9 protein-coding genes are annotated in these 11,705 nt (G+C 65.4%); all 9 read left to right on the top strand.

Annotated elements, in window-relative coordinates:
- Positions 1-188: 188 nt before the first annotated feature.
- On the top strand, positions 189-3,680 hold the full coding sequence (locus JQ573_RS22815) for an indolepyruvate ferredoxin oxidoreductase family protein (RefSeq protein WP_212309623.1): 3,492 nt from the start codon (positions 189-191) through the stop codon (positions 3,678-3,680).
- A 297-nt stretch (positions 3,681-3,977) separates the two neighbouring features.
- Positions 3,978-5,135, top strand: a complete 1,158-nt coding sequence (locus tag JQ573_RS22820) for a thiolase domain-containing protein (protein ID WP_050405615.1) — start codon at positions 3,978-3,980, stop codon at positions 5,133-5,135.
- Positions 5,135-5,524 carry a Zn-ribbon domain-containing OB-fold protein gene (locus tag JQ573_RS22825; protein WP_212309622.1) on the top strand — a complete coding sequence of 130 codons (390 nt, stop codon included), beginning with the start codon at positions 5,135-5,137 and terminating at the stop codon, positions 5,522-5,524. Before JQ573_RS22820 ends, JQ573_RS22825 begins: the two co-directional genes overlap by 1 nt.
- A 204-nt stretch (positions 5,525-5,728) precedes the next feature.
- Positions 5,729-6,589 (top strand): MaoC family dehydratase, encoded by an 861-nt coding sequence (locus JQ573_RS22830; RefSeq protein ID WP_212309621.1) that lies wholly within the window; start codon positions 5,729-5,731, stop codon positions 6,587-6,589.
- 185 nt (positions 6,590-6,774) lie between these two features.
- Positions 6,775-7,653, top strand: a complete 879-nt coding sequence (locus JQ573_RS22835) for an SDR family oxidoreductase (protein WP_212309620.1) — start codon at positions 6,775-6,777, stop codon at positions 7,651-7,653.
- Between the two features lie 101 nt (positions 7,654-7,754).
- Positions 7,755-8,711, top strand: coding sequence for a dihydrodipicolinate synthase family protein (locus JQ573_RS22840; protein WP_212309619.1), 957 nt, complete (start codon positions 7,755-7,757; stop codon positions 8,709-8,711).
- 3 nt (positions 8,712-8,714) lie between these two features.
- Positions 8,715-9,512, top strand: coding sequence for an NUDIX hydrolase (locus JQ573_RS22845; protein WP_212309618.1), 798 nt, complete (start codon positions 8,715-8,717; stop codon positions 9,510-9,512).
- Positions 9,513-9,629: 117 nt separating this feature from the next.
- Positions 9,630-10,574 carry an alpha/beta hydrolase gene (locus JQ573_RS22850; RefSeq protein ID WP_212309617.1) on the top strand — a complete coding sequence of 315 codons (945 nt, stop codon included), beginning with the start codon at positions 9,630-9,632 and terminating at the stop codon, positions 10,572-10,574.
- A gap of 35 nt (positions 10,575-10,609) precedes the next feature.
- Positions 10,610-11,491 carry a DMT family transporter gene (locus tag JQ573_RS22855; protein WP_212310718.1) on the top strand — a complete coding sequence of 294 codons (882 nt, stop codon included), beginning with the start codon at positions 10,610-10,612 and terminating at the stop codon, positions 11,489-11,491.
- Positions 11,492-11,705 lie beyond the last annotated feature (214 nt).

The following is an 11,705-nucleotide window of genomic DNA, read 5'->3' on the forward strand; positions in this document are numbered from 1 at the left end:
GGCCTGTCCTGCGACAGAAACCGAAACGGCGCTCCGATATTCCCGGCACTAAGTTGCGATTTTTGGGCGACCGGCGTCGTCGCCCAGAATTGTGCTGCGCGGCCCCGAAAATCCGACATAGACTGGTTCTAACAAGTTCGGATGACTAGCTAAAAAGCAGGCGTCGCGACCAGCGCAAAGAGGGCTAAATGGGAATCAACCAAGGGCCTATCAGCCTCGACCAGAAATACACCCAGGGCACCGGTCACGTCTTCATGACCGGCATCCAGGCGCTGGTCCGCCTGCCCATGGCGCAGATCAGACGCGACCGCGCCGCAGGCCTCAACACGGCAGGCTTCATCTCCGGCTATCGCGGTTCCCCCCTCGGCGGTTACGACCAGCAGCTGTTCGCCGCCCGCAAGCATCTCGAACAATACAACATCAAATTCCAGCCCGGCGTGAACGAAGACCTGGCGGCCACCGCGATCTGGGGCTCGCAGCAGCTCGCTTTGTCGCCCGGCGCCAAATATGATGGCGCGGTCGGCATCTGGTACGGCAAGGGCCCCGGCGTCGACCGCTGCGGCGACGTCTTCCGCCACGGCAATGCAGCGGGCTCCGCCAAGCATGGCGGCGTGCTCTGCCTTGCCGGCGACGATCACGGCGCAAAATCCTCCACCGTCCCGCATCAGTCCGACCACGCCTTCATCTCCGCGCTGATGCCCTACCTCTACCCCTCCAGCATCCACGAAATGATCGAGATGGGCCTGCTGGGCATCGCGATGTCGCGCTACTCGGGCTGCTGGGTCGGTATGAAAGTGATCACCGAGACGGTCGAGACCACGGCCGAGATCGACCTCACCGACGAGATGACGCCGTTCATCATTCCTGCCGATTTCGAGCTGCCGCCGGGCGGCCTGAACATCCGCTGGCCCGACGACCGGTTCGAGCAGGACCGCCGGCTGCAGGATTACAAGGGCTTTGCCGCGATCGCCTTTGCGCGCGCCAACAAGGTCAACCGCATCACCATGGATTCGCCGAACGCGCGCTACGGCATCATGGCCTCGGGCAAGAGCTATGAGGACATCCGCCAGGCGCTGCGCGAGCTCGGCATCACGCCCGAGATCGCCGCGAAGATTGGCATCCGCCTCTACAAGATCGGCATGCCCTGGCCGCTGGAGCCGGAAGGCGTGCGCAACTTCGCGGTCGGCCTCGAGGAGATTTTTATCGTCGAGGAGCGCCGCGAGATCGTCGAGAACCAGGTCAAGCAGGAGCTGTTCAACTGGCGCGACGACGTGCGCCCGCGCATCGTCGGCAAGATGGACGATCACGACAAGCGGTTCCTGACCTTTGCCGCCGAGCTCAGCGTAGCCTCGCTTGCGAGCTCGCTCACCGAACGGCTGCTTCGACTTAATCTCAATCCTGAAATCGCCGAGATGCTGCGCGCCAAGGCTGACTGGTTCAACGGCCGCCAGTCGTCGCAGATGCAGGCGACCGCACCCGTCAGCCGCACCCCGTACTTCTGCTCGGGCTGCCCGCACAACACCTCGACCAAGGTGCCGGAAGGCAGCCGCGCGCTCGGCGGCATCGGCTGCCACTTCATGGCGCTGTGGATGAACCGCTCGACCGAGACCTTTACCCACATGGGCGGCGAGGGCGTGCCGTGGGTCGGCATCGCGCCGTTCACCAACGAGAACCACATCTTCGCCAATCTCGGCGACGGGACTTACTTCCACTCCGGCATTCTTGCGATCCGCCAGTCGATCGCCTCCAAGGCCAACATCACCTATAAGATCCTCTACAACGACGCCGTCGCCATGACCGGCGGCCAGCACCACGACGGCGACCTGTCGCCGCAGAAGATCACCTTCCAGCTGCACGCCGAAGGCATTCGCGAGATCTACCTGGTCTCGGAAAACCCGGGTTCCTATCCGGCCGACACGATTGCGCCTGGCGTCAAGCTGTTCCATCGCGATGAGCTCGAGAACGTCCAGAAGATGTGCCGCGACACCAAGGGCACCTCGGCGATCGTGTTCGTGCAGACCTGCGCCGCGGAAAAGCGCCGTCGCCGCAAGCGCGGCCTGATGGAAGATCCGGCGCGCCGCGTGCTGATCAATCCTGCCGTCTGTGAAGGCTGCGGCGACTGCTCGGTGCAGTCGAACTGTATCTCGGTCGAGCCGCTCGAGACCGAATTGGGGCGCAAGCGCACCATCAACCAGTCGACCTGCAACAAGGACTATTCCTGCGTGAAGGGCTTCTGCCCGTCCTTCGTCACGGTCGACGGCGGCACCCTGAAGCGGCGCGCGCCGACCGAGCTCGGCGATATCGGCGCCTTGCCGGAGCCGGCCTCGAAGCCCGCGCTCGACCGGCCCTACAACATCGCGGTCGGCGGCGTCGGCGGCACCGGCGTGCTGACGATCGGCGCGCTGCTCGGCATGGCCGCGCATATCGAAGGCAAGGCCTCGATGATCCTCGACATGTCCGGCCTCGCGCAGAAGGGCGGCGCGGTGCTGAGCCATGTCCGGCTCTCCGAGCACACCGCTGATGTGACCTGTTCGCGTATCGTGACCGGCACGGCCGATCTCGTGCTCGCCGCCGACGAGGTCGTGGCGGTGTCGAAGGACACCATCTCGCTGTGCGAGGCGAGCCGCACCGTCGGCATCATCAACAGCCACATCATCCCGACCGCGGATTTCATCCTCAACCGCGACTTCAATTTCCAGAGCCGCAAGGTCAACAGCGTGCTGGAGACCGAGCTGCGCAAGGACTCCGCCTTCTTCGACTTCACCAAGCCGGCCGAGGCGCTGCTCGGCGACTCCATCGCCACCAACATCATGATGATGGGCTTTGCCTATCAACGCGGGCTGCTGCCGCTGTCGGCGGAATCGATCCAGCAGGCGATCGAGGTCAACGGCGTCTCGATCAAGATGAACACGCAGGCGTTCCAGCTCGGACGTCTGGCCGCGGCCGATCCGGCGCGGCTCGCCGCGATGATGAAGGGGCAGGATGACGTCGCGCCGGTCAAGTCGCTGGATGCGATGTCGCTCGACGAGATCATCATCCATCGCATGGACCTTCTGACCGGCTATCAGAACGCGCGTCTGGCAAAGCGCTACCGCAAGCTGGTCGACCAAGTCCGCGAGACCGCCACCAAGGGTGGCTATGGCGAGGCGCTGCCGCGCGCGGTGGCGATCAACTATGCCAAGCTGCTGGCCTACAAGGACGAGTATGAGGTGGCGCGGCTGTTCACCGACGGCCGCTTCGAGAAGCAGCTGCGCGATCAGTTCGAGGGCGACTTCAAGTTCAACTTCAATCTCGCCCCGCCGATCCTCGGCGGCGGGCTCGATGCGCAGGGCCGTCCGAAGAAGCGCGCCTTCGGTTCGTGGATGATGTCCGCGTTCAAGGTGATGGCGCGATTCCGCTTCCTGCGCGGCACGCCGCTCGACATCTTCGGCTACAACGCCGACCGCAAGCTCGAGCGCGACCTGATCGCGGGCTACGAAAAGGATGTCGCGACGGTGTTGAATCTGCTGTCGCCGCTCAATCACGACATCGCGGTCGAACTGCTGTCGCTGCCCGACCGCATCCGCGGCTACGGCCCGGTGAAGGACAAGGCGATCAAGGAGGCCAAGGTTCGCTACGCGCAACTCGCCGCCGACCTCGCCAACCCGCCGCCCGCGCCGCGGCAGATGGCGGCGGAGTAGGTCTAGCTGCATATTCAGTGTCGTCCCGGGCAAGCGAAGCGCGACCCGGGACCCATAACCACCGCAGTTCATTGTTGCGCGATGCTGGGGCCACAGCCTTATCTCGCAAGGCAGCCCTGTGGTTATGTGTCCCGGCCCCCATGCGCAATTGCGCACTAGGCCGGGACGACATCCGTTTTGGGGCGCGCATATTGTGCGCTCGTCGCAGTCTCGCCTGACGGAATATTTCCGCGCTTGCCAAGGTCGCGCCGTCGGTTCAGAAAAACGCTGGAGCGAGAAACGCCAGCGGAGAGCGATTTGACCATCAAGGGCAAGGCCTACATTGCCGGGATCTACGAGCATCCCACCCGGCATGCACCCGATAAATCAACAGCACAGCTGCACGCCGAGGTCGCCAAGGGTGCGATCGAGGATGCCGGGCTCACCAAGGACGACATCGACGGCTATTTCTGCGCCGGCGATGCGCCGGGCGGGCTGTGGCCGATGGTCGATTACCTCGGTCTCAACACCAAGAAGCTGCGTCACGTCGACTCCACCGAGACCGGTGGCTGTTCCTATCTGATCCATCTCGGCCACGCCGCCGAGGCGATTGCTGCGGGCAAGTGCTCGGTCGCGCTGGTCACGCTGGCAGGCAAGCCGCGCACCGGCCCGATGCCGCCGCGCGCCTCCGGCGCCGAGGCCGATTTCGAATTGGCTTACGGGGCTACCACGCACAATGCCTATGGCATGTGTGCCATGCGCCATATGCACGACTACGGCACCACCTCCGAGCAGCTCGCCTGGATCAAGGTCGCGGCCTCGCATCACGCGCAATACAATCCGCATGCGATGCTGAAGGAGGTCGTCACCGTCGAGGACGTGCTGAACTCGCCGATGATCTCCGACCCGCTGCACCGGATGGACTGCTGCGTCGTCACCGACGGCGGCGGCGCGATGATCGTCACGACGCCGGAGATCGCCAAGAGCCTGAAGAAGCCGCTGGTGCGCCTGATCGGTCATGGCGAGGCGATGAAGGGCCCGCGCGGCGGCAAGGATCTCGATCTGACCTATTCCGCCGGCGTGTGGTCCGGCCCGCGTGCTTTCGAGGAAGCGGGCGTGACGCCGAAGGACATCAAATACGCCTCGATCTATGACAGCTTCACCATCACGGTGCTGATGCAGCTCGAAGACCTCGGCTTCTGCAAGAAGGGCGAGGGCGGCAAGTTTGTCGCCGACGGCAATTTGATCTCCGGCGTCGGCAAGCTGCCGTTCAACACCGATGGCGGCGGCCTGTGCAGCAACCATCCCGTCAACCGCGGCGGCATGACGAAAATCCTCGAGGCGGTGCGCCAGCTGCGCGGCGAGGCGCATCCGAAGGTGCAGGTGCAGAACTGCGACCTCGCGATCGCCCACGGCACCGGCGGTCTGCTCGGCGTTCGCCACGCCGCCTCTACCTGCATTCTGGAGCGTGCGTGATGTCTGAAGCCAAGAAGTACAATGCCCCGGTGACCAATCCGGAGACCGCGCCGTTCTGGGAAGCGGCGAAGGCGGGCAAGTTCATGATCAAGCGCTGCACCACCTGCGGCGAGGCGCATTACTTCCCGCGCGCGATCTGCCCGTTCTGCTTCTCCGACAAGACGGTGTGGGAAGAGTCGAGCGGCGAGGCCACGGTGTACACCTACAGCCTGACGCGGAAATCGCCGACCGGTCCGTATGCGATCGCCTATGTGACGCTGAAGGAAGGTCCGTCGCTGCAGACCAACATCGTCGATTGCGATCTGGAGCAGGTGAAGATCGGCCAGAAGGTCAAGGTGGTGTGGAAGCCGACCGACGGCGCCCCGCTGCCGTTCTTCACGCCGGCCTAAGAAGTACCTTCCCCCCTTGCGGGGGAAGGTGGCAGCCGTAGGCTGCCGGAAGAGGGGTGTCTCTCCACGAACAAAGTCGTTCCGCGGAGGCAACCCCTCTCCCAAGTGAGTTTGTTGCGTGACCGGTGCAGCCCTCTCCCGCAAGGGGAGAGGGCGCAATAACGGGCAGCGCCGAAGAAACAACGGTTCGGGGAGAGAACAACAATGCCAATCGTGTACGAACAGCTGATGGCCCTGAAGAACCTCGGCCAGAAATACAGCTACAGCGATCGCGACGTGATGCTCTATGCCTATGGCATCGGTCTCGGCGCAGATCCGATGGACGAGAACGAGCTCGCTTTCGTCAATGAGGGCGTGCTGACGCCGCGCCCGCTCAAGGTAGTGCCGACGTTTGCGTCGGTCGCGGCCTGGGGCGCCGGTCCCGGCGAGATGAATCTCAACCGCGTGATGGTGGTCGACGGCGAGCGCGACATTACCTTCCACAAGCCGTTCGCGACCGCGGCCCACATCACGGCCGACTCGACCGTGCTCGACGTGTTCGACAAGGGCAAGGACAAGGGCGCGGTGATCCGCCACCAGACCGTGTTGAAGGACGAGAAGGGCGACAAGCTCGCCACGCTGGTCGCCTCGCGCTTCGCCCGCGGCGATGGCGGCTTCGGCGGCCCGTCGGACGGCCAGCCCGAGCCGCACAAGGTGCCAGAGCGCGCGCCGGACAAGGTGGTCGACATCACGACGCGGCCCGACCAGGCGCTGATCTACCGGCTCTGCGGCGACCGCAACCCGCTGCACTCCGATCCCGCGTTCGCCAGGAAGGCCGGCTTCCCGCGACCGATCCTGCACGGCATGTGCACCTACGGCATCACCTGCCGCGGCGTGCTGCAGACCTATGCCGATTACGATCCGTCCGCCTTCAAGCAGCACGCGGCGCGGTTCTCCTCGCCGGTATTTCCCGGCGAGACCGTGACGATGGAGCTTTGGAAGGACGGCAATGTGGTGTCGTTCGAGGCAAAGGTGAAATCGCGCGGCGTCACCGTGATCAAGAGCGGCAAGACGGTGCTGGCGTAGCTAGAAGCGACGACCGTCGACTCCCTCGCCCCGCTCTTGCGGGGAGAGGGCGGGGTGAGGGGCTTTCACCGCGAGCTGTGACCATGGTGAGACCTGTACCCCCTCACCCGGATCGCAAGGGCGATCCGACCTCTCCCCGCAAGCGGGGAGAGGTGAAGAAGAAAGAACAAAACGGAGAAACGACCATGGGATTACTCGACGGCAAGGTGGCGCTGATCACGGGCGCCGGCGGCGGACTTGGTGAAGCCTACGCGAAGCTGTTTGCGCGCGAGGGTGCGGCGGTGGTGGTCAACGACCTCGGCGGCCCGCGCGACGGCTCGGGCTCCGACAAGTCGATGGCCGATAAGGTGGTCGACGGGATCAAGGCCGAGGGCGGCCGCGCAGTCGCCAACTGCGCCGACATTTCGACCTTGGCCGGCGGCCAGTCGGTGTTCGACGACGCCATCAAGCATTTCGGCCGCGCCGACATCCTGGTCAACAACGCCGGCATCCTGCTCGACGAGACCTTCCACAAGGCCAAGGAAGCCAACTGGGACAGGGTGATGAAGGTGCATCTGAAGGGCACCTTCTGCTGCACCCAGCCGGTGTTCAAATGGATGCGCGACAATGGCGGCGGCGTCATCGTCAACACCTCCTCGACGTCGGGCCTGATCGGCAATTTCGGCCAGACCAATTACGGCGCTGCCAAGGGCGGCATCTGGGGTCTCTCCAACGTGCTGGCGATCGAGGGCCGCAAGTACAACATCCGGATCTGGACTCTGGCGCCGGGCGCGCTGACCCGCATGACGGCGGACCTGCCGCGCTACAAGGAGAACCCGGGCGCGGCGCTCGGCCCGGACGGCATCGCGCCGGCCGTGCTCTACATGGTCAGCGATTTGTCGGGCGACCAGACCGGCAAGGTCCTCGGCGTCTCGGGCCCGCGCGGCGTCCGCGAGATGCGGATGATGGAAATGGAGGGCTGGAAGCCGCCATTTACCGGCTGGAAGGCCGAGGACATCGCCACCCACGCCAAGGAGATCTTCTTCTCCGAGGAGCAGATCAAGATGGGCGCGCGGCGGTTCTGACCGTACGTCATTCCGGGGCTGCGCCAAGTGGCGCATCCCCGATGCGCAATAGCGCCTCGGGGAATGACGCTGTATAGAGGGCGGAAACAGATGAGGCACAAATGACAAAACTCACCGCCCAGGCCGCAGGAACCTTTGCGATCGCGCCGACCCCGTTCCATGACGACGGCCGCATCGACGAGGCATCGATCGACCGGCTGACCGATTTCTACACCGAGGTCGGTTGCGACGGCGTCACGGTGCTGGGCATTCTGGGCGAGGCGCCGAAGCTCGATGCCGCCGAGGCGGAGCAGGTCGCGCTGCGCTTCGTCAAGCGCGCCAAGAAGCTTCAGGTGATCGTCGGCGTCTCGGCGCCCGGCTTTGCCACGATGCGCTCGCTGGCGAAGAAGTCGATGGATGCGGGCGCCGCCGGCGTCATGATCGCGCCGCCGCCGCATCTGCGCACCGACGACCAGATCACAGGCTATTTCAAGCAGGCGCAGGAAGCGATCGGCGACGATATTCCCTGGGTTCTGCAGGACTACCCGCTGACGCTCACCGTCGTGTTCACGCCCGCGGTGATCCGCAAGATCGTGATGGATTCGCCGTCCTGCGTGATGCTCAAGCACGAGGACTGGCCGGGCCTCGAGAAGATCTCGACCTTGCGCAACTTCCAGAAGGACGGCTCGCTGCGGCCGCTGTCGATCCTGGTCGGCAATGGCGGTCTGTTCCTCGATTTCGAGATGGAGCGCGGCGCCGACGGCGCGATGACGGGCTATGCTTTCCCCGAGCTCCTGATCGACGTCGTCAATTTGTCGAAGGCCGGAAAACGCGATGCCGCGCATGATCTGTTCGACGCGCATCTGCCGCTGATCCGCTACGAGCAGCAGCCCGGCGTCGGCCTGACCGTGCGCAAATACGTGCTGCAGAAGCGCGGCATCATTTTCTCCAGCGCCCAGCGCAAGCCCGGTGCTGTGATCACGCCGCAGGCGAGGGCGGAGGTCGACTATCTGCTCTCCCGCGTGGCGCGCGTCGACCGTCGCGCCAATCTGCAACCGCAATCCAGTGCAGCAGGATAAATTATGACCGAGATCGTTGCCCCGCGCCTTGCTTCGACCGTGCTGCTGCTGCGTGACGGAACGTCGTCCGAAATTGAAGTCTTCATGATGGTCCGCCATCACCAGATCGAGTTCAATTCCGGCGCGCTGGTGTTTCCGGGCGGCAGCGTCGACAAGAACGACAAGGAGATCGCCGCCGATCCCGCGCTCTGTTCGGGCGGGGAAGGGCTCGACGGCGACGCCCTCGGTTTCCGCATCGCCGCGATCCGCGAAACCTTCGAGGAGAGCGGCATCCTGCTGGCGCGGCCGCGGGGGTCGAAGGATCTGGTCGACGCCGGGCGTGCGAACGACATCGCGACCGCGCATCGTGCGGCGTTGAACGAAGGCAAGATCACCTTCCTCAAGGTGCTCACGGACAATGGCATGGTGCTCGCGCTCGACGAGCTCGTGCCGTATGCGCACTGGATCACGCCGGAAGGCATGCCGAAGCGCTTCGACACCTGGTTCTTCCTCGCCGCCGCGCCGCCCGAGCAGCTCGGCGCCCATGACGGCAAGGAATCGACCGACTCGATCTGGGTGTCGACGCGCGAGGCGCTGGAGGGCGGCGAGACCGGCCGCTTCAAGCTGCCGTTCCCCACCACGCGCAATCTGATAAGGCTCGGCAAGCAGCCGAACGTCGGCGCCGCGCTCGCCGACAGCAAGGGCAAGTCGATCGTCGCCGTGATGCCCGTGATGACCAAGACCGCCAACGGCCGCCAGCTCCGAATCCCCAAGGAAGCGGGCTACGACGGCGAGGTGTTCGACGTCGGCGCGATGGGCTGAGCTCCCGCGGACCGGAGCCACGATACTTCGGCGAGCATCGAAGTATAGCCTTCAGAAGCTCGCTATAACCACGTCAATCACCGCGCTGGGCGAACGGCCCGGCGCAAAGGAACCGACGTGGCAACATCTCTCGAAGCGGCAATATCTCTCGAAGCCCACCTGACGCTGCCCGGCAGCGACGACACGCTGCTGCTGCGGCACTGGCCGGGCGCGGGCGATCCGGTGCTGTACGTTCACGGCGCGACGTTCCCGTCGTCGCTGTCGGTCGGCTATCGCTTTAGCGGGCGATCCTGGGCGGACGATCTCAATGCCGGCGGTTTCGACGTCTGGGGTTTCGATTTCACAGGCTTCGGCGGCTCGAGCAGGCCGCGTCAGATGTCGATGCCCGCGAGCGGGGTCGCGCCGCTCGGCCGCGCGCCGGAAGCCACCGTTCAGGTCGGTGCGGTGGTCGATCACATCCGCAAGGTGCGCGCCGGTGTGCCGGTTCATATCGTCGCGCATTCGTGGGGCACGATGGCGGCCAGCCGTTTTGCAGCCGATCGTCCGGATGCGGTCGGCCGCCTCGTGCTGTTCGCGCCGATCGTCCGGCGCGAGCTGGAGGGGCTGCCACGCCCCGAGAGCATCGGTGCATGGCGCGAGGTCTCCATCGCGGATCAATTGAAACGATTTGTCGAGGACGTCCCGCCGTCGCATCCGCCGGTGCTGATCGAGCCTGACCTCGCCGAGTGGGGGCCGGCCTATCTGGCAAGCGATGCCGGTGCGGCCGGACGCAACCCGCCGGCGGTCCGGATTCCAAACGGGCCGCAGGCCGACATCATCGCCGCGATGTCGGGGCAGCTCGCCTACGACCCGCGCCGCGTCCAGGCGCCGACGCTGATCGTCCGTGGTGAATGGGACAACCTTTGTCAGCATGCCGACGCAGCCTGGCTGACACATGCACTGGGCGCCTCGCAGAAGGCCGATGTCGTCGTGCCGAGGGCAACGCATTTGATGCATCTTGAACACGGACGCGAAGGTCTGTTTGCGGCGACCGCTGCTTGGCTCGCAGGGAGCGCGTCGTGAGCTGCCCCGCGACCGGCAACGCGCGGCAGCCCCATATGGGCTTCGAGCTGGCGCTGCTGCTCGTGCTCGCCACCCTCTGGGGCGGCTCCTACACGTTCATCAAGCTCAGCGTCGCGACCATCCCGCCGATCACGCTGATCGCGGCACGCACCGCAATCGCGGGGCTCTTGCTGCTCGTCATCATGCGGATGCGCGGCGTGACCATGCCAACGGATGGCGCGACCTGGCGCCGCTTCATCTTCCAGGCCTGCCTCAACAGCGTGATCCCGTGGACGCTGATCGCCTGGGGCGAACGCTTCGTCGATGCCGGGCTCGCCACCATCCTGAATTCGGCCTCGCCGATCTTCACCTTCCTGTTCACGGCCGCGATCACCCGCCACGAGGCCGCGAGCCCGCGCAAGCTGTTCGGGGTGATTGCCGGCATGGCCGGCATCTGCCTGATCGTCGGCGTCGATGCGTTCCGCGATCTCGGGGAGGGCATCGTGGCCGAGGTCGCGATCGTCGCCGCCACCATCTGCTACGCCTGCGCCGCGATCTTCAGCCGCGGCTTCAAGGGGCTCGATCCGATGGCGCCAGCGGCGGGTTCGCTGATCGCGGGCGCGGCGGTCCTGATTCCGCTCAGCCTCGCCGTCGAACGGCCCTGGGCGCTGACGCCATCGACCAGCTCGCTGCTCGCCTTGCTGGCGCTTGCGGTGTTCTCGACCGCGATCGCCTTCGTGATCTACTTCCGCCTGATCCAGACCTTAGGCTCGGTCGGCACCACCGCGCAGGCCTATCTGCGGGTGCCAATCGGAGTTGCGCTCAGCGTCGCCTTTCTTGGCGAACGGCTGAGCCCGACGGCGTGGCTCGGGCTCGCCTGCGTCGTGATCGGCGTCGCCGCGATGACGATTCCTGCGCGAAGGACCGCTACGGTCTGAGGTCATCGCCGCGATGGCGACCCCGGCGCCGAAGGCTGCCGGCGCCTGATGTCCTGTCTCCCGAAACCGGCTGCCGGCTGGATGTCCCCGGATGCATCAAGGAGGCCGGCATCCCGCCCGACTAGGCTTGACGCTGCCCTGTGCCGGAATCGGCCACCGATGGCTCCCCGGGTGACACGGGTCACACCGCCGGCCGGCGAGGGGCTTTCAGCAT

It is taken from the genome of Bradyrhizobium sp. AUGA SZCCT0105 (genome assembly GCF_018129565.1).
Classification (GTDB): Bacteria; Pseudomonadota; Alphaproteobacteria; order Rhizobiales; family Xanthobacteraceae; genus Bradyrhizobium.